Annotated in this window: 21 protein-coding genes; 14 read left to right on the forward strand and 7 right to left on the reverse strand. The window is 68.8% G+C overall.

The annotated features are described in order from the left end of the window. The first annotated feature begins 40 nt into the window (after positions 1-40). Both CEG14_RS13735 and CEG14_RS13740 read left to right on the forward strand, forming a co-directional pair. A complete protein-coding gene (locus CEG14_RS13735; RefSeq protein ID WP_094826899.1) occupies positions 41-634 on the forward strand; it encodes a biliverdin-producing heme oxygenase in 594 nt (197 codons plus the stop codon). Beyond that, a complete protein-coding gene (locus CEG14_RS13740) occupies positions 631-1,074 on the forward strand; it encodes a YbaN family protein (RefSeq protein ID WP_094826900.1) in 444 nt (147 codons plus the stop codon). Before CEG14_RS13735 ends, CEG14_RS13740 begins: the two co-directional genes overlap by 4 nt. 4 nt (positions 1,075-1,078) lie before the next feature. Here CEG14_RS13740 and CEG14_RS13745 read toward each other — a convergent pair whose 3' ends face one another. Next, entirely contained in the window at positions 1,079-1,741 is a 663-nt protein-coding gene (locus CEG14_RS13745; protein WP_094826901.1) for a hypothetical protein, read from the reverse strand. Positions 1,742-1,916: 175 nt separating this feature from the next. On the opposite strand from CEG14_RS13745, the gene CEG14_RS13750 reads away from it, so the two are divergent. From CEG14_RS13750 to CEG14_RS13795, 10 genes are all read left to right on the forward strand, one after another. Then, complete coding sequence (locus CEG14_RS13750) at positions 1,917-2,504, forward strand: hypothetical protein (RefSeq protein ID WP_094826902.1); 588 nt, start codon at positions 1,917-1,919, stop codon at positions 2,502-2,504. 324 nt (positions 2,505-2,828) lie between these two features. After that, the gene (locus CEG14_RS13755) at positions 2,829-4,070 is read left to right on the forward strand and encodes an urea ABC transporter substrate-binding protein (RefSeq protein ID WP_094826903.1); all 1,242 of its coding nucleotides are present in this window, start codon (positions 2,829-2,831) and stop codon (positions 4,068-4,070) included. 7 nt (positions 4,071-4,077) lie between these two features. Continuing rightward, entirely contained in the window at positions 4,078-4,947 is an 870-nt protein-coding gene (locus tag CEG14_RS13760) for a branched-chain amino acid ABC transporter permease (RefSeq protein ID WP_094826904.1), read from the forward strand. Continuing rightward, on the forward strand, positions 4,947-5,939 hold the full coding sequence (locus CEG14_RS13765; RefSeq protein WP_094826905.1) for an ABC transporter permease subunit: 993 nt from the start codon (positions 4,947-4,949) through the stop codon (positions 5,937-5,939). Before CEG14_RS13760 ends, CEG14_RS13765 begins: the two co-directional genes overlap by 1 nt. After that, entirely contained in the window at positions 5,936-6,670 is a 735-nt protein-coding gene (locus CEG14_RS13770; RefSeq protein WP_094826906.1) for an ATP-binding cassette domain-containing protein, read from the forward strand. Before CEG14_RS13765 ends, CEG14_RS13770 begins: the two co-directional genes overlap by 4 nt. After that, complete coding sequence (locus CEG14_RS13775; protein ID WP_094826907.1) at positions 6,654-7,358, forward strand: ABC transporter ATP-binding protein; 705 nt, start codon at positions 6,654-6,656, stop codon at positions 7,356-7,358. The genes CEG14_RS13770 and CEG14_RS13775 overlap by 17 nt, the downstream gene beginning before the upstream one ends. A gap of 13 nt (positions 7,359-7,371) precedes the next feature. Further along, positions 7,372-8,883, forward strand: coding sequence for an amidase (locus CEG14_RS13780; protein WP_094826908.1), 1,512 nt, complete (start codon positions 7,372-7,374; stop codon positions 8,881-8,883). Further along, positions 8,880-10,019, forward strand: coding sequence for a transporter substrate-binding domain-containing protein (locus CEG14_RS13785; RefSeq protein WP_094826909.1), 1,140 nt, complete (start codon positions 8,880-8,882; stop codon positions 10,017-10,019). The genes CEG14_RS13780 and CEG14_RS13785 overlap by 4 nt, the downstream gene beginning before the upstream one ends. Beyond that, positions 10,016-10,624, forward strand: a complete 609-nt coding sequence (locus CEG14_RS13790; RefSeq protein ID WP_094826910.1) for an ANTAR domain-containing response regulator — start codon at positions 10,016-10,018, stop codon at positions 10,622-10,624. Before CEG14_RS13785 ends, CEG14_RS13790 begins: the two co-directional genes overlap by 4 nt. Positions 10,625-10,628: 4 nt before the next feature. Next, entirely contained in the window at positions 10,629-11,783 is a 1,155-nt protein-coding gene (locus CEG14_RS13795; protein ID WP_094826911.1) for an iron-containing alcohol dehydrogenase, read from the forward strand. Positions 11,784-11,916: 133 nt separating this feature from the next. Here CEG14_RS13795 and CEG14_RS13800 read toward each other — a convergent pair whose 3' ends face one another. From CEG14_RS13800 to CEG14_RS13815, 4 genes are all read right to left on the reverse strand, one after another. After that, positions 11,917-14,385, reverse strand: a complete 2,469-nt coding sequence (locus CEG14_RS13800; RefSeq protein ID WP_094826912.1) for a DNA internalization-related competence protein ComEC/Rec2 — start codon at positions 14,383-14,385, stop codon at positions 11,917-11,919. A 458-nt stretch (positions 14,386-14,843) separates the two neighbouring features. Then, complete coding sequence (locus CEG14_RS13805; RefSeq protein WP_094826913.1) at positions 14,844-15,338, reverse strand: RidA family protein; 495 nt, start codon at positions 15,336-15,338, stop codon at positions 14,844-14,846. After that, entirely contained in the window at positions 15,326-16,207 is an 882-nt protein-coding gene (locus CEG14_RS13810; protein ID WP_256985697.1) for a PhzF family phenazine biosynthesis protein, read from the reverse strand. The genes CEG14_RS13805 and CEG14_RS13810 overlap by 13 nt, the downstream gene beginning before the upstream one ends. Continuing rightward, complete coding sequence (locus tag CEG14_RS13815; RefSeq protein ID WP_179280597.1) at positions 16,200-17,129, reverse strand: Bug family tripartite tricarboxylate transporter substrate binding protein; 930 nt, start codon at positions 17,127-17,129, stop codon at positions 16,200-16,202. The genes CEG14_RS13810 and CEG14_RS13815 overlap by 8 nt, the downstream gene beginning before the upstream one ends. Before the next feature lie 239 nt (positions 17,130-17,368). Here CEG14_RS13815 and CEG14_RS13820 point away from each other — a divergent pair, with 239 nt between their 5' ends. Beyond that, positions 17,369-18,190: an AraC family transcriptional regulator gene (locus CEG14_RS13820; RefSeq protein WP_094826915.1), complete on the forward strand. Its 822-nt coding sequence runs from the start codon at positions 17,369-17,371 to the stop codon at positions 18,188-18,190. A gap of 504 nt (positions 18,191-18,694) precedes the next feature. On the opposite strand, the gene CEG14_RS13825 is transcribed toward CEG14_RS13820, so the two are convergent. Together CEG14_RS13825 and CEG14_RS26745 are read right to left on the reverse strand one after the other, a co-directional pair. Beyond that, positions 18,695-19,138, reverse strand: coding sequence for a DUF695 domain-containing protein (locus CEG14_RS13825; RefSeq protein ID WP_094826916.1), 444 nt, complete (start codon positions 19,136-19,138; stop codon positions 18,695-18,697). Positions 19,139-19,804: 666 nt separating this feature from the next. After that, positions 19,805-21,433: a methyl-accepting chemotaxis protein gene (locus CEG14_RS26745; RefSeq protein ID WP_094826917.1), complete on the reverse strand. Its 1,629-nt coding sequence runs from the start codon at positions 21,431-21,433 to the stop codon at positions 19,805-19,807. Positions 21,434-21,721: 288 nt separating this feature from the next. Between CEG14_RS26745 and CEG14_RS13835 the strand changes: the two genes are divergently transcribed. Continuing rightward, positions 21,722-23,350 (forward strand): SLC13 family permease, encoded by a 1,629-nt coding sequence (locus CEG14_RS13835; RefSeq protein ID WP_218831327.1) that lies wholly within the window; start codon positions 21,722-21,724, stop codon positions 23,348-23,350. Positions 23,351-23,414: the final 64 nt, after the last annotated feature.

A 23,414-nucleotide genomic window follows, 5' to 3' on the forward strand; every position in this document is an offset into this window, starting at 1 on the left:
ATTTGGCGCTGCCGGCGCCGCCCTCACCGTACCCATCATCATGACCACTGAAATCCTCGAACGCCCGGCCCTGTCGCAACGCCTGAAGCACGAAACCGCCGCGCAGCACGAGCGCATGCACCAGCTGATGGAGCGCGGCGCGCCGTTCAGCAGCCGCGAGGCCTACGCCGCCTTCGTCACGGCGCAATACCTGTTCCAGCGCGACGTCGAACACCTGTTCAAGGACGCCGAGCTGCAGGCCGCGGTGCCCGACCTGGCCGTGCGCGGCCGCGAAGACGCGGCGCTCGACGACCTGCGCGACCTCGGCGCGCCGCTGCCCGCCGACGCGATCGCCAGCCGCGGCGTGACCATGCCCGAAGGCCTGGGCTGGCTCTACGTGTCCGAAGGCTCGACGCTGGGCGCCGCCTTTCTGTTCAAGGAAGTGCAGGCCAAGCTGGGCCTGACGGCCGAGTTCGGCGCGCGCAACCTGGCCGCCTATCCGGAAGGCCGCGCCATCGTGTGGCGCCGCTTCGTCGCCGCCCTCGACAGCGAGCAGATCGGTGAAGGCCAGCACGACGCCGTCATCGCCGGCGCCAACGCCGCCTACGACCGTTTCGGCGAGCTGCTGGTGCGCCACTTCAATCTGAGCCAATGAACCAGGCAACGTCCAACACCCCGGCGGCGCCCGCCGCCGCCGGGGCGCTGAACCAATGGAAGCGCGCGCTGCTGATGGGGCTGGCCGTGCTCAGCCTCGGCCTCGCCATCGTGGGCGTGTTCGTGCCGGGCCTGCCCAGCACCGAGTTCGTGTTGCTGGCGGCGTGGGCCTCGGCCCGCAGCTCGCCCCGGTTGCACGCCTGGCTGCACCGCCACAGGCTGTTCGGCCCGATGCTGCACAACTGGAAAAACGGCCGCTGCGTGGCGCGCGCCAACAAGATCGCCGCCACCATCTCCATGTCGCTGTGCGTGGTGCTGATGCACTACACCGTGCCGCATCCGTGGTTCGTGTGGTCGGCCGCCGCCTGTATGGCGCTGGTGCTGATGTGGATCTGGTCGCGCCCCGAGCGCGCGGCCACGCCCGCGCCCGAGGCCGCCTGAGGTTTCAGGCGCAGGCCGGCAGCGGCGTCCAGGTTTCGCTGAGGCTGTCCGCATCCACCGCACGCGCGTGCGGATCGCCCGCCTTGAACAGGCCGGTGTAGGCGAGATCGTTGATCGCGCCGGTGAATCCCCCGAACGCAGCGCGGCCCCACGGCCGCCGCTGATACACGGCGAGCGGGCTGCGCGATGCGCGCGCGATCCGCTGCATGGCCGCCCGCAAGGCGGCCCTGGTGTCTGCGGGCGCGTGCACCGTGAGCGCCACCAGCAACTTGCCGCCAAAACGCACCGGCTTGTCCGTCATGCCGGATGCCGGTGTCGACAGCGCCACGAAGCAGTCCGGCGCCGCGTTGTCCTTCTCGCACTGCGTCCAGGCGGGCGCCCAGGCTTCGGCGCCCAGGAATATCCACGGCGCGCCGTCCGCCTGCGCGCCGCCGTGCGTCCATTTGCGGTGCGAGGCCTCGTTCCAGGCGAGGCGGCCGAAGCTGGCCTTCTTGCGCGTGGCGCGGTCGAGCTGCGTGCAGCGCACCGCCGCCTTGCCGCGCGGCGACGCGACGAAGGGCGCGAGCATCTCGGCCAGCGGCAGCCAGGCCGCCGTGGTCCAGGGGCTGGGGGCATCGGCGCCGGTCAGCACCAGGTAGACATCGTACTCACCGGTATGAAACGCCACGCCTGCTCCCTGCCAGAATCGAAGAGGCGCCATCTTAACCTCGCCGCGGCTTGCGGGGATGCGGGCGTTTTGTGGACAATGCCCGGCGGCGTGCGTCGGCGCGCCCCGTCATCCAGGAGTTCATCACCATGCCGCAATGCGCCCATCAGCCCACCCACCGTCACGGGTTGCCCTCATGACGCCGTGGTCCACGCTGCGTGCGTCGTTCGCGCGCTTCGGCGAGTTGCGCGCGCAGGGCGCCGAGGCCTGGCAGGGCGAGATCGAACTGCCCGCCGCGCTGGCGGCGTTCTATCGAGAGATCGGCCCCTGGGGCAAGACGTATCACGAGAACGTCGGCCCGACCGGCATCACGCTCTCGGAAACCAACATCAACTTCCCGCCGCTGCATCGGCTGTGGTCGCTGCAGGCCGGCTATCGCTGGGATGCCTCCGACGACACGCGCGTCGAAGACTGGGCCGAGCACTGGCTCGTGATCGCCGACCAGAATGCCGACCCGATCATCTTCGACACGCACAGCGGCGAGATCCTGTTCGCCCGCCACGGCATGGGCCGCTGGGACGCCGACGTGCTGGTGCCCGACCTCGCCACCCTGCTGGCGGCACTGACCACGATCGCCGACATCTACGAAGACGCCGGCGACGACCTGCGCGACGACGACTGGGCACTGCGGCCCGAGCATCGCGAACACGCGATTGCGCGGCTGGTGCCGATCCTGGGCAACCGGATCGAGGCCGAAACCTTCTTCGAAGTTTTCGAAGGCTGAGTGGCGCACGGCGCGGGCCCCGTTGCGGGCCCGCGCAAGCGTCCTAGGGAAATCCCGGGGCTAGTCCACGCCCTGCCCTTCCCCTAGAATTTCACCTGTCCTCGGTCCATGAGGACCGGCCCGGCAAGTTCCAAAGGCGCAACTGCCAGCAAGGCCGCTCGGTTTTTTCTCGTCGACAACGGCGTCGACATCCAGCCGGTTTCTCGGCACATCCAAACACCTACTCACGTCTACGCGACTTTCGGCGTCGGCCCCTGCTCGTCCCTGCGTTTTGCGCCGGGCGCCAGGCCGTGCGCGCCGCAAGCGCTCAAGGGGCCTACCAACATGAGCATGAACCGCCGTCAGTTCCTGTCGTCCACCGCCGCCACCGCCGCCTCCGCCACCCTGATGGGCCTGGCCGGCACGCGTGCCTTCGCGGCCGGCGAAGAAAAAATCAACGTCGCCGCCATCTACGATCTGTCGGGCGGCCTGGACATCTACGGCAAGCCCGTGATGGACGCGCTGCGGTTCGCAGCCGAAGAGGTCAATGCCCGCGGCGGCCTGCTGGGCAAACAGCTCAACTTCATCGCCTACGACGCCCAGTCGAACATGCAGCTCTACGCGCAGTTTGCGCAGCAGGCCGCGCTGCGCGACAAGGCCGCCGTGGTGCACGCCGGCATCACCTCGGCCTCGCGCGAGGTCGTGCGCCCGGTGCTCAACCGCTATCGCACGCTCTACTTCTACGACAACCAGTACGAGGGCGGTGTGTGCGACCGCAACTACTTCGCCGCCGGCGTCACGCCCGCGCAGACCGTGCAGAAGCTTGCGCCCTATGCCGTGAAGAAGTGGGGCAAGAAGGTCTACATCGTGGCCGCCGACTACAACTACGGCCAGATCGTCTCGAACTGGGTGCGCAAGTATGCCGCCGACGCGGGCGGCACGACGGTGGCCACCGAGTTCTTCCCGCTGGACGTGACCGACTTCGGCGCCGCGATCTCCAAGATCCAGGCGGCGTCGCCGGACTTCATCTGGTCGGCGCTGGTGGGCGGCGCGCACATGTCGTTCTACCGCCAGTGGAAGGCCACCGGCATGACGGGCAAGATTCCGCTCGCCTCGACCACCTTCGCCGGCGGCAACGAGCACATCGTGCTGTCGCCCGAGGAGTGCAACGGCTTCCTGGTCTGCCAGAACTACCTGCAGGAGCTGCCGGGCGCGGCCAACGCCGACTTCGTCAAGCGCTTCCATGCCCGCTACGGCGCCAACTATCCCTACATCACCGAGCTGGCGATGGGCGCCTACCAGGGCTTCATGCTGTGGGCCGAGGGCGTGCGCAAGGCGGGCTCGGTCGACCGCATGAAGGTCATCGAGGCGCTGGAATCCGGCATCGCCATCGATGCGCCCAGCGGCCGCGTGACGCTGGATCCGGCCACCCACCACTGCACGCTGGACGTGCACATCGCCGAGGTGCGCGACCGCAAGCTCAACCTGGTCGAAAGCTATCCGCAGCAGCAGCCCGGCGACACCGCCGCGGTTTGCGACCTGATCAAGAACCCGGCGGACAACCGCCAGTACGCCATCAAGTTCTGAGCGGCCCATGGATCTCGTTGCCATTTATGCCATCGATATCCTGGGTGCGATCGCCATCCTGGCGCTGTTGAGCGTCGGGCTGGCGGTGGTATTCGGGATGATGAAGATCATCAACCTCGCCCACGGCGAGTTCATGATGCTGGGCGGCTACGTCGCCATCCTCGCCACCAACCAATGGGGCGTGCCGATCTGGATCTCCATGCTGGTGCTGGCGCCGCTGGCCGTGGGCGTCTTCGGCGTGCTGGTCGAACACCTGCTGGTGCGGCATCTCTACGGCCGCATGATCGACACCATGCTGGCCACCTGGGGCCTGTCGCTGGCCGTCATCGGCCTGGCCACCATGGTCTTCGGCAACACCACCGTCGGCATCTCCTCGCCGCTGGGCGGCATCACCATCGGCGCGCGCCAGGCCAGCGGCTACACGCTGTTCCTGATCGCGCTCGCGGCCGGCGTGATGCTGGCGCTGTGGTGCCTGCTGCGCTTCACCGACTTCGGCCTGCGGGCGCGCGCCTGCATGCAGAACGCCGCCATGGCCAGCGCGCTCGGCATGAATCCCAACGGCGTCTACAAGCTCACCTTCGGCCTGGGCGCGGCACTTTCCGGCCTGGCGGGCGCGGTGCTCGCGCCGCTGACCGGCGTGATTCCGACCATCGGCGCGGCCTACATCGCCAAGGCGTTCATCACCGTGATCAGCGGCGGCAGCGCCGTCATCGCCGGCACGGTCAGCGCCTCGGGCTTCTTCGGCGCCATCAGCCAGGGCGTGACCTTCATCGCCACGCCGGTCTACGGCCAGGTGGCCCTGCTGCTGGCCGCCATCGTGCTGATCCGACTGCTGCCGCAAGGCATCACCGGGCGATTCTTCAAGCGAGCGATCTGATGCGTGTACCTGCGATTTCCCTGACGCTGGGCGCCGTGGCCGTGGCGGCCGCGGTGTTCCTGCCCACCGTCGTCGACATGTTCAGCCTGCTGTCCATGACGGTCTATCTGGTCATGGCCCTGCTGGCCCTGAGCCTGGCCTTTGTCTGGGGCCACGGCGGCATCCTGTGCTTCGGCCAGGCCGCCTTCTTCGGCCTGGGCGCCTATGCCTGGGCGATCGGCGCCTTCAACTTCGGCCCCGGCCTGGGCGCGATGGCGCTGGCCATCGCCGTGCCCGCGGCCTTTGCCGCGCTGCTTGGCTACTTCATGTTCTACGGCAAGATCAGCGACGTGTATCTGGGCGTCATCACGCTGGCCGTGACCCTGATCCTGTTCAACCTGATGAACTCCACCTCGGGCGACAGCTATCGCATCGGCGAGGCGCTGCTGGGCGGCTTCAACGGCATTCCGTCGATCCCGCCGCTGACCTTGCCTGGCGCGGCCGAGCCGCTGTCGCCGGAGGGCACGTTCACGCTGGCCGCGCTGATCCTGATCGGCGCCTACTTCGGCCTGCGCGCCGTCATGGCCTCGCGCTTCGGCCGCGTGGTCGCGGCGGTGCGCGAGAACGAACAGCGCGCCCAGCTGCTGGGCTACAACGCCAGCCTGTACAAGCTGGCCGCGTTCACGCTGGGCGGCGCGCTGGCCGGCCTGGCCGGCATGCTCTACGCCAACTGGGGCGCCTTCGTCAGCCCCGGCGTCTTCGGCCTGTCGCAGTCGGCGCAGATCATCATCTGGGTGATCGTCGGCGGCCGCGGCACGCTGATCGGCCCCATCATCGCCTGCGTGGCGCTGCAGGCCATGGTCACGCAACTGGGCGCGCAGCACAGCGTCGACACCGGCCTCGTGCTGGGCGTCATCCTGATTCTCTTCGTGCTCCTGATCCCGCGCGGCCTGGCGCCGACGGTGGTCGATGCCGCACGCCGTCTGTTTCGTTCGTCCAAGGAGCCGGCATGAGCGAGCTGTTGTTGGAAACCCAGGGCCTGGGCGTGAGTTTCGGCGGCGTGCACGCCGTGCGGGCGGTCGATTTCCGGCTGGACCGCGGCGAGGTGCGCTGCCTGATCGGCCCCAACGGCGCCGGCAAGAGCACGTTCTTCAAGATGCTGTCGGGCCAGTTGCGGCCGACGCGCGGCGAGATCCGCTTCAAGGGCCAGCCGCTGCGGGGCCTGGCCACGCACGAGGTGGCGCGCCTGGGCATCGGCATCAAGACCCAGGTGCCCAGCGTCTTCGAAGGGCTGGACGTGCTCGAGAACCTGCGGCTGGCGGCGGCACGCCGCGCCGAGGGCGTCGCGAGCGAGATCGCCGCGCAGGTGCTGGCCGAGACCGGGCTGGAGGCGGTGGCCCGCACGCCCGTCAATGCGCTGGCCCACGGCCAGCGCCAGTGGGTGGAGCTCGGCATGATCCTGGCCTCGCGGCCCGAGCTGGTGCTGCTCGACGAGCCCGCCGCCGGCATGACGCACCAGGAGGTGCGCAAGACCGCCGAGCTGATCGCCGCCATCAATCGCCACAGCACCGTGGTGGTGGTCGAGCACGACATGGCGTTCATCCGCCTGATCGCCGGCCGCATCACCGTTTTCAACCAGGGCGAAGTGCTCGCCGAAGGCAGCTTCGACGACATCATGGCGCACGCCGACGTGCGCGCCGCCTATCTGGGCAAGCAAGGAGAGACACATGCTCCAGGCGCATGAGCTGAAGGCCGGCTACGGCCGCATTCCCGTGCTGCACGGCGTGAGCTTCAGCATGGCCGCCGGCGAGTTCACCGGCATCCTTGGCCGCAACGGCATGGGCAAGACCACGCTGCTGCGCGCGCTGATGGGCGAACTGCCGCTCACCGGCGGCGAGCTGACGCTGGCCGACCGCCGGATCGGCACGCTGGCCCCGCATGCACGCGCACGCCAGGGCATCGGCTTCGTGCCGCAGGGCCGCCAGATCTTCCCGGCGCTGAGCGTGGCCGAGAACCTGCGCATGGGCTGCGTGAAGAACCTGCGCGAGGCCGACGCGCGCATCGCGTCGGTGCTGCAGGTGTTTCCGCGCCTGCAGAAGCTGCTGGACCGGCCCGGCGGCAGCCTGTCGGGCGGCGAACAGCAGTTGCTGGCGCTGGCCCGCTGCCTGTGCGGCGAACCGCGGCTCATGCTGCTGGACGAACCCACCGAGGGCATCCAGCCCTCGATCTGCGACGAGATCGTCGAAGCGCTGCAGACCCTGCGCGCCTCGCACGGGATCGCCATCCTGCTGGTCGAACAGGACATCGACTTCCTGTGCGCGCTGTCCGACCGCATCCTGGTGCTGGAGAAAGGCGAACTGATCGCCGACGTCGCCACCGCCAGCACGACACCCCAAGAGATCGCCCGGCGTTACGGCGGTCTGCAATCCTGATACGGAATCCGAGATGTCCCTTCCCCGTCCCACTCTGGAAGCGCTGGACCAGGCCGCACGCCGCATCGGCCTGACCCTGGACGACGCCACGCTGCGCGCCTACGACAGCATTCTGGAGGCCACCTTTGCCGAGTACGACCAGGTCGACGCGCTGATCGACCAGCCGCCGGTGGTGCGCTATCCGCGCACGCCCGGCGTGCAGCCCGAAGACAATCCGCTCAACGCCTGGTATGTGCGCACCGAGATCGACGGCCGCCCGGGCGGCCCGCTGGCGGGCAAGCGCGTGGTGCTCAAGGACAACGTCTGCCTGGCCGGCGTGCCCATGATGAACGGCGCGGCCACCCTGCGCGGCTACGTGCCCGACCAGGACGCCACGGTCGCGACCCGCATCCTGGACGCCGGCGGCCGCATCGTCGGCAAGGCCCACTGCGAGTACTTCTGCGTGTCGGGCAGCAGTCACACCAATGCCACCGGCCCGGTGCGCAATCCGCGCAACCCCGCGCATTCGGCGGGCGGCTCGTCGTCGGGCGCGGCGGCGCTGGTGGGCGCCGGCGAGGCCGACATGGCCATCGGCACCGACCAGGGCGGCTCGGTGCGGATTCCGGCTGCCTATTCCGGCATCTACGGCATGAAGCCCACCCACGGGCTCATTCCCTACACCGGCATCATGCCGATCGAAATGACGCTGGACCACGCCGGCATCATGACCGCCAATGTGGCCGACAACGCCCTGCTGCTGGACGCCATCGCCGGCGCCGACGGCCTGGACCCGCGCCAGCAGGGCCTGCCGGCCGAGCGGCCTTCCTACTGCGAGGCGCTGGGCCTGCCGCTCAAGGGCCTGCGCATCGGCGTCGTGCCCGAGGGCTTCGGCTGGCACAACAGCGAGGCCGAGGTCGATGACGCGGTGCGCCAGGCCGCGGCCGAGCTGCGCGCGCTGGGCGCCGAGGTGATCGAGCTGTCGGTGCCGCTGCACCGCAAGGGCCACGCCATCTGGACGCCGATCGCGGTCGAGGGCACGACCCAGCAGATGAAGGGCTACAACTACGGCACCAACTGGAAGGGACTGTATGTCACCGGCCTGATGCAGGCGCAGCGCCACTGGCGCGACCATGCCGACGAGTTCCCGCACGACGTCAAGACCTGCCTGCTGGCCGGCGAATACTTCTACGCGCGCTACGGCGGCCAGTACTACGGCAAGGCACAAAACCTCGCGCGCCGCCTGCGCCAGGCCTATGATGATGCGTTGGCCCGTGTCGACATGCTGCTGATGCCCACGGTGCCCATGCGCGCGCCGCGCCTCATCGATGCCGACGCAGCGCCCGACCTCTTCGTGACCCGTGCCCTTGAGATGAACGCCAACACCGCGCCCTTCGACGTCACCGGCCACCCGGCCATGTCCGTGCCCTGCGGCCTGCGCGACGGCCTGCCCGTCGGCATGATGCTGGTGGGCCGCCATTTCGACGAGGCCACGCTGTATCGCGCCGCCCACGCCTTCGAGCGCTCGCTCGACTGGACCTCGCTGTGAACACCGCCACGGGCCATCGCGTCGGGCTGCTGTTCTCCCACGAGAGCCTGACGGCGGCCACCGAGATCACCCAGGAAAACGCCACGCTGCTGGCGATCGACGAGGTCAATGCCGTGGGCGGCATCGGCGGCGTGCCGCTGGTGCCGGTGAGCGCGCGCGTGGGTGCGCAGCCGCCGGACTATCGCCAGGCGGCCGAATGGCTGTGCGACCGCGAGCGCGTGCCGCTGATCTTCGGCACGCACATGTCCAGCACCCGCAAGGCCGTGCTGCCGGTGGTCGAAAGCCGCCGCGCGCTGCTGTTCTACGCCACGCTGTACGAGGGCTTCGAGTATTCGCCGTATTGCTTCTACGGCGGCTCGGTGCCCAACCAGAACTCGGTGCAACTGGCCAGCTACGTGATCCGCCACTTCGGCAACCGCGTGCTCTTCATCGGCGGCCAATACGTGTACCCGCGCGAGTCGAACCGCATCATGCGCGAGCTCTACGAGCAGGCCGGCGGCGAGGTGGTCGACGAGGTCTATCTGCCGCTGAACGCGCCCCAGGAAGACCTGGCGGAGGTACTCAAGCGGGCCGTGGCGCTGCGCCCGGACGCCATCTACTCGACCATGGTCGGCCGCGACATCGTCAAGCTGTACCGCGCCTACCGCGAGCTGGGCCTGGACCCGGCCCGCATGCCCATCGTCAGCCTCGCCACCAACGAGACCGACGTGGCCGCCCTCACCCCGGAGGAGGCCGAAGGCCACATCACCGCCGCGCCCTACTTCGCCTCGCTCGACACCGAACCGAGCCGCCGCTTTGCCCGGGCCTACCACGCCCGCTTCGGCGAGGACAGCCCGATCACGGCGGGCGCGGAAGCCGCCTATTCCCAGGTGCACCTCGTCGCCCAGGCGGCGCGGCGCGCCGGCGGCCTGGCCGTGCCCGACCTGGTGCAGGCGCTCGACGGCGCCCGGTTCGAGGCGCCGCAGGGCCTGGTCACGATCGACGGCGACACGCAGCATACCTCGCTGTGGCCGCGCATCGCGCGCATCGACGCGCAGCGCCGCTTCGAGATCATCTACGCCGCGCGTGCCGCGGTGCGGCCGGTGCCGTACCTCGTCGACCACGCGCTGGATCCTGAGGCCCTGGCGCTACCGTGACCGCCCCCCCGACCCGGCCCGGCCGCAGCACCACGGCGCTGCGCGAACTCAACGGCCTGCGCGTGCTGGTCCTGCACCCGCAGGACGCCGAGTCGCGCCTGTTGATGTCGCACCTCAAGCGCATCGGCTGCGTGCCGACCCAGCAATGGCCGCTGCCCGACACGCTCTGCACCGATGCCGACGTGGTCGTGCTGCCCATCGAGGAAGACCACCGCGACGCGATCCAGAAGCTGGCCGACGGCCTGAACGAGCTGAGCCCGCCGCTGGTCGGCATCGTGGAGTACGAAAACCCGGCCACGCTGCAACTGGTGCTGCACAGCGGCTGCACCGGCGTCATCGAACGACCGATCCGCCCCTTCGGCCTGTTGACCCAGCTGTTGCTGGCGCGCACCGCCTGGCGCCAGCAGGCCGCCACGCTGGCCCACATGCGCAAGCTGGAAGGCCGCTATGCCGCGGTGAGCAAGGTCGCCACCGCCAAGACGCTCCTGATCGCGCGCGAGGGCATCACCGAGCACGAAGCGCATCGTCGCATCCAGGGCCGCGCCATGGCCACGCGGTCCTCGCTCGAGGACGTGGCGCAAACCATCATCAACGAACTTTCCTGATCCCATGTCCGCCTTTTCCTTCCAGACTGTCCCTCACATTCTCGTCGAACCGGGCCTGGCTCGCCGCCTGGGCGCCCTGCTGCGCGAGCGCCACGCCGGCGCGCGCGCGGTGCTCGTCACCGACGCCTTCCTCCACCGCAGCGGCGCCCTGCAACCGGCGCTCGACAGCCTGGCCGCGGCCGGCTGGCAGACGCTGGTGATCGACGATGTGGTCGCCGATCCGCCGGAGGCCGTGGTGCAGGCGGCGGCCGAGCGCGCCCGCGCGTTCGACGCCGACGTGGTCGTCGGCTTCGGCGGCGGCTCGTCGATGGACGTGGCCAAGCTGGTGGCCGTGCTGTGCAAGAGCGAACAGCCGCTGTCGGCCATGTATGGCATCAACCAGGTCAGCGGCCAGCGCCTGCCGCTGATCCAGGTACCGACCACGGCCGGCACCGGCTCGGAGGTCACGCCGATCTCGATCGTGACCACGGGCGCCACCACCAAGAGCGGCGTGGTGGCGCCGCAGCTCTACGCCGACGCGGCCTACCTCGACGCCGAACTGACGGTGGGCCTGCCGCCGGCCGCCACCGCGGCCACCGGCGTGGACGCCATGGTGCACGCCATCGAGGCCTACACCAGCAAGCGCCTGAAGAATCCGCTGTCGGATCACCTGGCGATCCTGGCCCTGAAGCTGCTGAGCGCCAACCTGCTGACCGTGTGCCGCGACGGCGCCAACCTGCAGGCGCGCTCCGACATGCTGCTGGGCGCCATGCTGGCCGGGCAGGCGTTCGCCAACGCGCCGGTAGGCGGCGTGCACGCGCTGGCCTATCCGGTGGGCGGCATCTTCCACGTGCCGCACGGGCTGTCGAACGCGCTGGTGCTGCCGGCCGTGCTGCATTTCAACGCGCAGGCCGCGGCGCCCCTCTACGCAGAATTGGGCCAGGCCGTCGGCCTGCCCCCGGCCGCCGACGCCGCCAGCGGCGCGGCCACCTTCATCGCCTTCCTCGAAGACCTGATCCGCCAGGCCGACCTGCCGCAAGGCCTGCGCGCGGTCGGCATCGGCGAGGCCGACCTGCCGACCCTGGCCAGCTCGGCCATGGTGCAGCAGCGCCTGCTGATGAACAACCCGCTGCCGATCGACGAGGCACAGGCGCTGGCGATCTATCGGGCGGCGTATTGAGGGAGACGGCGGGTTGCATGAGGGCCCGTGAGGGCGGCTCATGCGGTCAGCCGGGCGGGAGGTTGCGCACTGCCGGACGGCCCTCCCGCTTCCGGTTCATGCTTGGCGCCGCGCGCTCACTTCCGGTCCTGTGTCAATGCTGCCAATCCGGCGCCACGTCGTGCCAGTAGCGCCGCCCCGTCTCTCGTTGGGCGCGCACCGACAGCCCCTGTGCGTTGGACTCGACACGGATTGCGCCGTCGAGGTCGCTGCGCCACAGCTGCGCGCCCGCCTCGCGCCAGCGCGCCAGCACCGGCGCCGTCGGGTGGCGGTAGCGGTTGCGGTAGCCGGCCTGGAAGATCACGTGCGCCGCATGGGCCGCGGCGACCAGCTCCGGGCCCGAGGAGGTGCTGGAGCCATGGTGCGCGGCCACGACCACGTCGAGCGGCGCGAGCGCCTGGGCGAAGCGGGCCTCGTGCACGCGCGGCACGTCGCCCAGCAGCAGCACGGAATGATGCCGGCCGTCCACGCGCAACACGCAGCTGCGCGCATTGGTCGAGGTCGGGCCCAGCCCCGCGGGCGGGTGCAGAAAGGTGAAGCGCACGCCGTCGGTGGTCCAGGCCTGGCCGGCGACACACGGCGCGATCTCCGCGGGCATCGGCGTCTCGACGGTGCCCAGCCGCTCGCCGCGCAGATGTTGCTGGTGATCGACCCAGCGCCGCAGATCGAACGAGGCGTAGGCCTGCGCCACCGGTTGCGCGCGCAACACCGCAATCGCGCCGCCGACGTGATCCAGGTCCGCGTGCGACAGCACCAGCGTATCGACGCTCCGCACGCCCAGGGCACGCAGCGCCGGCACCACCATGCGCTCGCCCGCGTCCCAGCCGTCGAACGACATCGGCCCGGTGTCGTACAGCAGCACATGGCGCGCCGTGCGCAGGATCACCGAGGTGCCCTGCCCCACGTCCACCGCCCACATCGACCAGTCGCCGTCGGCCGGCGCGGGCGCGCGCCACAGCACCAGGGGCGCCAGCGCCGCCCAGCCCCAGTGCCGCCCCGGCCAGCCGGGCCGCTGCAATGCCCACACCACGCCCGCCAGCGCGGCCAGCACCAGCGGCCACGGCGCCGCCGCAATGTGCACGCTGGCGTGCGGCAGCGCGCTGAGCCACTGCATGACGGCCATGACCGCGCGCGCCAGTCCATCCGCGGCGAGGCCGACCCACCGGGCGGGCGCCATCAGCGACGGCAGCGCCGCGCTCAGCGCCGCGAGCATCGCCACCAACAGCGCCAGTGGCGTCACGAACAGGCTCACGAGCGGGATCGCCACGGCGTTGGCGAACGGGGAGACCAGCGACAACTGCTGCGTCCACCAGGCCAGCAGCGGCACCATGCCCAGCGTGATGAGCCCCTGCGCCACGGCGAATCCACGCAGCGCGCGCCACAACCGGCCCCAGCGCCCCTCTGCCGCCGGCCCGCCCGCGATCACGCCCATCAGGATCGCGATCGCGCCGAACGAGAGCCAGAACCCCGGCGCCAGCGGCGCCCAGGGGTCGAGCAGCACCACGACGCCCGCCGCCAGCGCCAGCGCGCGCCCGCGCGACAGCGGCAGGCGCAGGCACACCGCCACGCCGAGGGCCGCAAGTGTGAAGAAGGTGCGGCGCGTCGGCACGCTCCAGCCCGCCAGCAGCGCATAGGCGCCAGCGGCCAGCACGGCCGCCACCATCCCCGCGACGCTCGCCGGTATGCGTACGCACAGCGCGCGTCCGCGCCATCGCACCCGCCGCCACGCCTGGCTCACCGCCCAGCCGAACAGACCGGCGACCAGCCCCACGTGCAACCCGCTGATGCTGACGAGATGGGTGATGCCGGTGCGGTTGAACAGATCCCAGTCGGGGCGCCCGATCCCGGCGCCGTCGCCGAGCGCCAGCGCGATCAGCAGCGGCCCCTGGCGCATTCCCGCGAGCGCCTCCTGCATGCGCGTGCGCGCGAGGTGGCGCAGCCGCTCGACCGCGACGCCCGCGCTTGCATACGGCGCGTCGTCCACCCGCTGGGGATGGCCGCGCACCGACGCCAGCATGCGCACGCCCGCGGCGAACCAGCGGCCCTCTTGGTCTGCTGTCCAGGGATTGAGCGTGGCGCGCGGCCGCCGCACCACCAGCGTCATGCGCCAGCGCTCGCCCGGCGCCGGCACGGGCAGCTCACGCGGGTCGCCCGGCAAGGCGCGCCAGGTGATCAGCGCCCGCGGCGGCAGGCCGAGCGGCCGGGCCGGCTCGACCTCGCCCATGAATCGCCACGTGCGCGCATCGCCTTGCGCCAGCGTCAGCACGCGCACCGAAGCCACCACGATCTGCTGCTCCATCGCCGCCGGCACCCGCAGCGCCAGCCGCGGCGCCGCCTGCACCACCGCGTTGCTTGCGCCCGCAACCATGCCCCAGGCGCAGGCCAGCGCCAGCGCGAACGCCTCTCCGCGCGCGCCGCGCCAGCCCGACCAACGAGCGACCGATGCCAACCCCGAGAGCGCCGCCACGATGGCGGCGCCCACCGCCGCGTGCGTCAACGACGGCTGGAACTGCACCCACCCCGCCCCCGCCACCACCCCGCACATCAATCCCCTGCCGCGCATGAAAGCCTCCCGGATCGCTCGTGCGGATCAGCAGCAGACTAACGACATTCCACGCCACGACAAGCCACCCGGGACAACACCGACACCCTCACTTCGCCCCTTGGACAAAGGTGTCAGACTGCATTTTTCAAAGGCGTCAGACTACATTTTTCTGGTCCGACAACCCCGGAAACAAAGGTGTCAGACTACATTTTCAATGGCCAGGAAAAATGCAGTCTGACACCGTTTCCGGTAACGCCACCGCCTGTGTCGCCCAGCGGGGGACCGCGCTGGAGAAAAGGAGTCAGACTGCAATTTCACGGTGGACGAGGTGAAAAACAAAGGTGTCAGACTGCAATTTCCGGGTGGCCGAAAATGTAGTCTGACACCTTTGTTTGGGAGAGGACGGCCAAGAAAAATGCAGTCTGACACCTTTGTTTGAAAATGCAGTCTGACTCCTTTTACGGCGAGGTCGCCGCTCAAGCCGACACCAGCGCCGTGATCTCGATCTCGGCCCAGCAGCGTCCCGGCAGGCTGCTCACGCCGATGGCGCTGCGGGCGGGGCGTGGCATTGCCGGAAAGACGACCTCCAGCACGGCGGAGGCGCCGTCGAGCACGGCGCTGTGCGCGTCGAACTCGGGGTCGCTGCGCAGATAGCCGCGCAGTTGCGTGATGGCACGCACCCGGCCGAGGTCGCCGCCGCACGCCTGCGCCAGGGCGGCCAGTCCGGAGAGCGCGGCCTGGGCGCACGCGTCCCTGGCCGGCGCGAGATCGGCGCCGGGCTCGCAGCGCCCGATGAGGGGCACACCATCGCGGCGGCTGGCCTGACCGCTGATGCATACCAGGATCGCGCCAGCAAGCGCGGTTGCGCTATACGGCGCGTAGCTGCCGCGCGCCTGCGGCGCTGCGGGCAGCTCCAGCCCCGCGGCCGCGAGCCGCGCCGCGACCGCATCGTTGCGCATCAAACCATCCATCGGGTCTCCCCGCTGAGCCAGCAGCCCGGGCCGTCGCCGCGCGCGCGCAGCTGGATCGCCGAGGGCGAGCCCATCGCCACGCCCTGGCGCACGGTGCGGATGCCGCCCCCGGGCAAGGCACCCACGCTGTCGAGATAGCCCCACAAGGCGGCCGCCGCGATGCCGGTGGCCGCGTCTTCCGGGTAGCCCGAAGCTTTGGGGAACTGGCGCGCGGAGATCGCTTCGCCGTCCTGCGAATACGGGTAGAGCCCGGTCGAGTCGATCGCCTCGCAAAGCGACCGCATCGCCGAGAAATCGGGCGTCAGCGCGTCGAGCGCCACCGCATCCGGCATGCGCACGAGCGTCTTGACGCGGCTGGTGCTGGCATTGACGGCATGCAGGGGCCCTGTCGCCGCATCGATCCCCAGCACGTCACCGATCGCCCGGACCTGCTCGGGCGTGAGGGCGTCGACGCGCACCGCCGGCTGCGAGATCCAGGTCCAGCCTCGCGCCTCGTCCCATTCCACGTCGACGCTGCCGCTGAGCGTCTGCACGCGCGCCGTGGCCGTGGTCCACATCCCCCACTGCCGCAGCGCCCACAGCGTTCCGACCGTCGCGTGGCCGCACATCTCCATCTCGTGGCCGGGCACGAAGAAGCGCAGCCGGCACAGATGCCCCGGCGCATCCGCGGGCAAGACGAATGCGGATTCGTGGCCGTGATGCGCGGCCAGCGCCTGCATGTCGGCCGCCGTCATGCCCTGTGCATCGGCCACCAGCGGAACCGGGTTGCCGCCGAGCCGGTCGGCAGCGGGATCGACGAACACGCGCAGCAGCGCCGCCTCGCCCGCCGCGGGCAGCGGTCGGACGTGAAGGGAACGAGGGTCAGTCAAGCTGTACTCCAACTTTGGTGATGAGATCGCCCCAGAAGGCGAGATCGTGCGTGACGGCCTGGGTCAGGGCCGCGCTGGTGTCGGGACGCACGTCCACACCTTTGGCGGCGAGGTCGGCGGCAATGGCGGGCTCGCGCAGGGCCTTGTTCAACGCTTCATTCATGCGCGCCACGACCGCAGGCGGCGTGCCTTTGGGAAAGGCGAGCCCGTACCACAAGGTCTGCGTGTAGTCCGCCATGCCTTGCGATGCGAAGGTGGGCACGTTCGGCAGGATCGAGGTGGGCGCGGTCGTCGCCACGGCGCTCAGCTTGCCGCCTTGCACGAACGGCGCGAGGCCGACTGGGTTGTCGAACATGATGTCGACCTGGCCGCCGATCAGATCGGTGTAGGCCGGCGCCGCGCCGCGATACGGCACGTGCGTCAGGTCGAGCTGCTTGTCCTTGGCGAACATGGCGCCCAGCAGATGCGACACGGTGCCGGCGCCCACGGACGCGTAGGTGCCATTGCCGCGCGCCTTCATCGCCTGCACCAGCGCGGCCACGTCAGTGGCTTTCAACGACGGATGGACGGCCAGCACATACGGCGAGGTACCGATGAAGCCGACATAGTCGAAATCCTGGGCCGGCCGGAACGGCAGCTTCTTGTACAGGCTGGGGCTGAGCGCCATGGTGCTGGTGGTGACCGCCAGCGCCGTGTAGCCGTCCGGCTTGGCGCGGGCTGCCTGGCCCGAGCCCACGGTGCCACCGGCGCCGCCGGCGTTCTGGATCACCACCGTCTGGCCCAGTTCGCGGCTGAGCGTGGGCTGCAGCGCCCGCACCACCAGATCGGTGCCCCCGCCCGGCGGAAACGGCACGATGACGGTGACCGGCTTGTCCGGCCAGGACTGCGCCTGCGCCGCGACCGGCAGCAGTGCGAATGCCATGCACTTCAATAGTGCATGCGAGAACGTACGTCGCATGAAAATTCCCCTTGTGGTTGTCGAATGCCTGCATCGTAGGCACTCCAAGGGGCGTGGGCGAACCCGAACGCGACACACGGCCGTCCAAAACGCGACAGCGCGCGTCGGCCTTGCCAGAACGGCTGCGGCCGTCGATACTGATTTTTCCTGTGTGCCCGGGCAAGACGCCCTGCGCCGCCGAGTCCTCTCCGAGGCGCTGCATCATGACGCGTACCGTCCCACTGTCTTCCAAGCTCGACCTCATCGCCCGGACCGGCTTCGCCCTGTCGGCCAGCCGCCAGCCCCGCTACGCCTTCAATTGGCACAAGCATGACTGCGCGATGCTGCTCTGGCCGCGGGCGGGCGCGCTCGACACCGCGTGGCGCGACGATGACGGCGCGCGGCGCAGCAGCCGGCTGGTGCGGGGCCAGGCGTTGCTGTTGCCCTCGCATGTCGAGCACAGCACGCGCGCGCAGAGCGTTTCACAGCAACACGGCGAGCTTTATCTGTCGCCGGACCTGCTGCGGGCGTGCAGCGCCGAGGGCGTGCTGCAGCTCGACGGCGCGGCGCAGTCCATGCTGGACGCGCTTTGGAAGCCGGCCCTCTCGGCCCAGGCCCAGCCCGCGTTGATCGCGGCGCTGATCGCGCAGCTCGACAGCAGCCGTCCGGCGCCACTCGCCGCCACGCCGACGCATCTGGCGCGGCGTTGGGTCGACGCCTTGCGCCAGCAGCTCGACGACGGCCACCCCGCGCCCACGGTCGCCGAGTCCGCCATCGCGCTGGGCGTCTCCACCCGCACGCTGCAACGCGCCTGCCTCGACGCCTATGGCCTCGCCCCCGTCGCACTGCGCCGCATCCTCGTCGCCCAAATCGCACGCCACCGCATCGCATTGGGCGAGGCGCCGGCGCTGGTGAGCGCCGAACTCGGCTTTGCCAGCAGCGGCCATCTCGGCCGCCTGCTGCGCGCCATCGACACCCGCCACGCCCTGACCGACCTGGCGCAGGCAGCCACCCCATTCGACGAAGATCCCGCGCGGCTTACCTGACCTGTCGCACCACCGCTTTGATCGCCACTTGGTGCGCACCCGCCTCTCGACAAGGGAGAAGGGGAAAAGGTGTCAGACTGCATTTTCCCGTTCCAGCCTCAGCACCGAAAAGGAGTCAGACTGCAATTTCTCGGTCGGGCTTCAACACCGTAATGGTGTCAGACTGCATTTTTGCGGTGAGCCTTCCCCACCCGAAATGGAGTCAGACTGCATTTTTTTGGTGCGCCTTCAACACGGAAATGGAGTCAGACTGGCATTGCCGGCGCCAGAGTCGCCCTGCCCGCACAGCGTCGACGGCACGCTGATGGGCCTCGCGCGGGCCGACGACACCTGGCTGCACGCGCCTGACAGCTTTTCGGAAAATGCAGTCTGACACCTTTTCAATGAGGCGCTGCACGACACGTTCGCCCAAAAACAAAGGTGTCAGGCTGCATTTGGCTTGGCCGGAAAATGCAGTCTGACACCTTTGTCTGGAAGATTCCCGCGATGCCCGCGGGAGGTTCGTCAATGCAGCTGGTCGGAACCTTCCGGCTGCAATTCCGACAGCGCGCGCCAGTCGGGATCCTGGAACATGCGCAGCTGGATCGGGTAGACCGGATGGCCCGCCAAGCACAGATTGAATGCATCCAGGAACGCTTCGACGTTGGGCGTGTAGAAACGCCATTCCTTCATGTTGTTCCCGGTCATGCAGGCGACCTGCACGCCGACGTCGGAGTTCTCGAAGCCCTTTTCGATGGCGTCTTCGAAATTGTTGGTGCTCTGTTTGTCTTCCTCGTTGGGCATGCCGGATTCGATGCCGGAGTATGGCCAGGAAACGATGACCAGGTTCTCGTTGGCCTGACGATCGGCCTCCGGCGGCAGGCCGGTACGGAAGCGAACGATGACCGAGCGTCCGTCGACGTGTGCTTCACCCACCGCCCACAGATCGCCTGGAAAAATGCTGTTCATTGAATGAATCCTGTGAAGATGCCTCACCTGTCGGTTCGGCGCGCATTACGGAAAAACCTTTGACGCATGCCAGGATGAAGAAGCTGCGACGGGTGGAGCTCATATCCCGGCGTGGCGCGACGGCGGCTGCTGCGGGCGCATCGGAAGATGAAAACAACGTGTGCTCGCGACCGCGCCGATCACCTCCGGCATGCGGCAAAGGTTGCATTGGATCGAACGAGACGGGAGTCTAGCGCAACTCGTCGGCCAAAAAATCGACGAACCGTAACCCTTCGATTTTCGTGACGCTCTTCTGCGCGCGCCGTGATCAGCACTCCGCCGCTCGACCCACCGCGCGCCCGCTGGCGTGATTCCGCATGCGGCGTGTGAGCGTCGCCGCGCGCTCGAATGCGGCCGAGGTATCAGTATCGAGAAAAGCGAGGTGCCTGTGACAAATGGGAGCGCCCGCGAGGGCCTGCCCCTGGGCTTCACTTAAATAACAGCCACCCGCAGCAAAAAAAGGAGTCAGACTGCATTTTTGCCGAAGCACGAAAATGCAGTCTGACTCCTTTTTAGGAGGTTGCTCCGGCTGTCACTGTGGCAGCCGGAGCACGCCTTGCCGGCAAAGCAGCAGAACGACGAGCGGCAAGCGGCAAGCGGCAAGGCGCTCGGCTCAGCGCGCGAGGCTCATGCCCAGCCGAGCTTGCGCACGTCGCCCGCGTTCTCGAGCGCGCCGGACGACGCGTCGATGACCTGGCCGTTGCCGACCTTGAACGCAGAAACGGCACGCACCAGTTCGGCGGCCTGATCTTGCATCGAGCCCGCCGCGGCGGCCGATTGTTCGACCAGCGCGGCGTTCTGTTGCGTGACCTCGTCCATCTGCGCAATGGCCGTGTTGACCTGATCCACGCCGCGGGCCTGTTCGTCGGACGCGGTGGTGATTTCGCCCATGATGTCGGTCACGTGCTTCACGGAGGTGACGATTTCGTCCATCGTGGCGCCGGCACGCTCGACCTGGGCCGCGCCCACGCTGACCTTGCCGGCCGAGTCGACGATCAGCTCCTTGATCTCCTTGGCCGCATTGGCGCTGCGCTGCGCCAGCGAGCGCACCTCGCCCGCGACCACCGCGAAGCCCTTGCCCTGCTCGCCCGCACGCGCAGACTCCACCGCCGCGTTCAAGGCGAGGATGTTGGTCTGGAAGGCGATGCTGTCGATGACCGAAACGATCTCGGAGATCTTGTTCGAACTGGCCGAAATCGCACTCATGGTGTCGACCACCTCGGCCACCGCAGCGCCGCCCCGCTGGGCAACGGCGGACGCGCTGGCCGCCAGCTGATTCGCCTGGCGCGCGTTGTCGGCATTCTGCTTCACGGTCGACGCCATCTGCTCCATCGATGCCGCGGTTTCCTCGAGCGAGGCCGCCTGCTCTTCGGTGCGGGCAGAGAGGTCCGTGTTGCCGGCAGCGATCTCGGCGGAGGCCGTCGAGATGTTCTCCGCGCCCGCGCGGATGCCGGTCACCGTGCGTGCCAGGCCGTCCTGCATGCGCTTGAGCGCGTCGAACAACCGGCCGATTTCATTCTTCGAGCCGGCCGCGATGCGACAGGTGAGGTCGCCTGCCGCGATCCGGTCGAAAATCTGGGCGGCCTGGCCGAGCGGCAAGAAGACGCGCCGATTGAACATGAAGTACAGGCCCGCGATGAGCAACAGCACCACCAGGCCGGCGGCCTGCATCGCAACTACGGCCGTACGAATATCCGCCGACGCGGTGTCGGAGATCTTCTGCCCCATGCGGCTGGTGTAGTCCACGTAGGCCAGCAGCGCCTTGGTAAACACCGTGCCCATCGGCGTGACCTTCTTGTCGTTGAAGTCGACGGCCTGCTGCAGATTGCCCGCGAGTGCCGCGGCAATCATGGGATCGTAGGCTTCCTGGCGATAGGCCTCATAGGTCTTCAGCATCTCGCGGTACAGCGGACCGCCTTCCTCGGAGGTGTCGGGTGTGGACTTCAAACGCTTGATATAGGCATCGGCGCGCTCGTTGTAGGGCAGCGCGCGCTGCGCCACTTTCTTGGCGCCTTCGATATCGCCGTCCTTCATGGTCGCGATCGCGTTGACCGCGGCCAGGCGCGCGCGCAGCAGATCGCTCGCAAGCCGATGGGCCTGGTCGCCTCGCACGACGTTGTTGTCGAGCAGCTCCTGCACGTCGGTCTGATGGCCCTGCAGCATCTGATAGCCGGCGATGCCGGTGGCCAGGAACAGGAGGAAGAACACGCCCAACGCCGATGAAAGCAGGCTGCGTATGCTGAGGTTGGTGAACATGATGCCTCGATTTCTGAAAACGGATGGGGCGCCGGGTACCCGGGAAGACATGAAACGAGCGGCACGCTGATCGGCGCGCCCTCACTTCGCGGCCCATGCATTTTCGGCGCTTCGTGTGCGTTCCGATGGGAGCCGCAACGGGCTCAAGACCGCGCAATTCAACGCATTCTTCGCGCTCCGTTTTCAACGCGATGTCAGCGCAAGTGTGATCTCCCCCTTTCGCAACGCTCCCCTTTCAAAACGCTTTCACGGCCAAACGCACGCGCAGCCAGCCGCGCCTGCGGCGGCGTGGCACCTCGCCAAATACCGTTACACCCTGCCGCACCCGGCGCGCGGCGAAGCGATTACAACGCTTACACAAACCTGAAAATGTCTGATGGAGACCGCATGGCCGAATCAATTCCCGCCGATCACCCCGCATCGCAAACCACGCCGGGTGCGGCCGAGAAAACGCGCGTCAGGCCGATCCCGATCGTGGTCGGCCTGGCACTGTTTGGCGCGCTGCTGATATTTCCGGCGCCCGACGGCATGTCGCCGGAAGCGTGGCGATTGCTGGCGGTGGCGGTGCTGATGATTGCATGGTGGATCACGGAGGCGATTCCGGTCGCGGCCACGGCGCTGCTGCCCGTGGCGCTGTTTCCGCTGGTGGGCGCGACCGGCGCGCGCGAGGCGACCGCGCCGTACGGCGATCCCATCATCTTTCTCTTCATGGGTGGCTTTTTCCTCGCAATCGCGATGGAACGCTGGAATCTGCATCGACGCATCGCTCTCAATATCGTGTCGCGCACGGGCTCGCAGCAGCACCGGATCGTGGGCGGCTTCATGCTGGCGACCGCATTCTGCGGCCTGTGGGTGTCGAACACCGCGACCGCGGTGATGATGCTGCCGGTCGCGCTCTCCGTGGCGGGGCTCATCTGCCAGAAAGGCGGCTCGTCCAAATTCCCCTTGGCGTTGATGCTGTCGGTGGCGTATGCGGCGTCGATCGGTGGCATCGGCACGCTGATCGGCACGCCGCCCAATGCGCTGCTCGCGGGCGCATTGAGCCGCACCTACGGCTACGACATCGGGTTTGCCGAGTGGATGATCTTCGGCATGCCGATCATGCTGGTGATGCTGCTCGGCGCCTGGCTGCTGCTGACGCGCGTCTCGATCCGCCTGGATCGTACGCCGCTGGAAGGCGCCGATGAATTGTTTCGCTCGCAACTGGATGCCTTGGGCGCGTGGTCGACGGCGGAGCGCCGGGTGGCCGCGGTGTTCGTGATCACCGCGTCGGCATGGATCTGCCGCAGCCTGCTCGGCAATTTCATCCCCGGTATCTCCGACGCATCGATCGCCGTGATCGCGGCGATCGCGCTCTTCGTGATCCCCTCCGGCGAAAAAGATGGCGGCTCGCTCGTCACCTGGAGCATGACGAAGAACCTGCCGTGGGGAATCCTGGTGTTGTTCGGCGGCGGCCTGAGCCTGTCCGCGGCCGTGGTCGCGACCGGGCTGGACAGCTGGATCGGCGACCAGTTGGGGGGCTACGCGAGCGCGCTGCCGACCTTTGGCGTCGTGGTGTTGGTGGCGCTGGCCGTGCTCGTCATGACGGAGTTCATGTCGAACACCGCCACGGCGGCCACCTTCATCCCCATCGTGTCGGGCCTGGCGATGAACCTCGGCGAGAACCCGCTGCTGCTGATGGTGCCCGCCACGCTGGCCGCGTCGATGACCTTCATGCTGCCCGTCGCGACCCCGCCCAATGCGCTGGTGTTCAGCTCGGGCTACATCACCATTCCGCAGATGGCCAAGCACGGCTTCCTGATGAACGTACTGTCGCTGATCGTCATCACTGGGCTGGGCTATTGGCTGCTGCTGACCTTCTTCGGCGCCGTCGCGGGCGAGATGCCCGACTGGGCCAGCGGCGCACAGGCAGACTAGGAGCCGACGGACCCGGCCGGCTTCCCGCGCCCGGCCGCTCCAAACAAAGGTGTCAGACTGCATT

The sequence above is a fragment of the Bordetella genomosp. 1 genome (genome assembly GCF_002261335.1).
Lineage (GTDB): Bacteria > Pseudomonadota > Gammaproteobacteria > Burkholderiales > Burkholderiaceae_B > Bordetella.

What these genes read in the sequence shown, in the direction of transcription:
- CEG14_RS13735 (WP_094826899.1), top strand. Translation starts at nt 41, where the DNA reads ATGACCACTGAAATCCTCGAACGCCCGGCCCTGTCGCAACGCCTGAAG.
- CEG14_RS13740 (WP_094826900.1), top strand. Translation starts at nt 631, where the DNA reads ATGAACCAGGCAACGTCCAACACCCCGGCGGCGCCCGCCGCCGCCGGG.
- CEG14_RS13750 (WP_094826902.1), top strand. Translation starts at nt 1,917, where the DNA reads ATGACGCCGTGGTCCACGCTGCGTGCGTCGTTCGCGCGCTTCGGCGAG.
- CEG14_RS13755 (WP_094826903.1), top strand. Translation starts at nt 2,829, where the DNA reads ATGAGCATGAACCGCCGTCAGTTCCTGTCGTCCACCGCCGCCACCGCC.
- CEG14_RS13760 (WP_094826904.1), top strand. Translation starts at nt 4,078, where the DNA reads ATGGATCTCGTTGCCATTTATGCCATCGATATCCTGGGTGCGATCGCC.
- CEG14_RS13765 (WP_094826905.1), top strand. Translation starts at nt 4,947, where the DNA reads ATGCGTGTACCTGCGATTTCCCTGACGCTGGGCGCCGTGGCCGTGGCG.
- CEG14_RS13770 (WP_094826906.1), top strand. Translation starts at nt 5,936, where the DNA reads ATGAGCGAGCTGTTGTTGGAAACCCAGGGCCTGGGCGTGAGTTTCGGC.
- CEG14_RS13775 (WP_094826907.1), top strand. Translation starts at nt 6,654, where the DNA reads ATGCTCCAGGCGCATGAGCTGAAGGCCGGCTACGGCCGCATTCCCGTG.
- CEG14_RS13780 (WP_094826908.1), top strand. Translation starts at nt 7,372, where the DNA reads ATGTCCCTTCCCCGTCCCACTCTGGAAGCGCTGGACCAGGCCGCACGC.
- CEG14_RS13795 (WP_094826911.1), top strand. Translation starts at nt 10,629, where the DNA reads ATGTCCGCCTTTTCCTTCCAGACTGTCCCTCACATTCTCGTCGAACCG.
- CEG14_RS13800 (WP_094826912.1), bottom strand. Translation starts at nt 14,385, where the DNA reads ATGCGCGGCAGGGGATTGATGTGCGGGGTGGTGGCGGGGGCGGGGTGG.
- CEG14_RS13805 (WP_094826913.1), bottom strand. Translation starts at nt 15,338, where the DNA reads ATGGATGGTTTGATGCGCAACGATGCGGTCGCGGCGCGGCTCGCGGCC.
- CEG14_RS13815 (WP_179280597.1), bottom strand. Translation starts at nt 17,129, where the DNA reads ATGGCATTCGCACTGCTGCCGGTCGCGGCGCAGGCGCAGTCCTGGCCG.
- CEG14_RS13820 (WP_094826915.1), top strand. Translation starts at nt 17,369, where the DNA reads ATGACGCGTACCGTCCCACTGTCTTCCAAGCTCGACCTCATCGCCCGG.
- CEG14_RS13825 (WP_094826916.1), bottom strand. Translation starts at nt 19,138, where the DNA reads ATGAACAGCATTTTTCCAGGCGATCTGTGGGCGGTGGGTGAAGCACAC.
- CEG14_RS26745 (WP_094826917.1), bottom strand. Translation starts at nt 21,433, where the DNA reads ATGTTCACCAACCTCAGCATACGCAGCCTGCTTTCATCGGCGTTGGGC.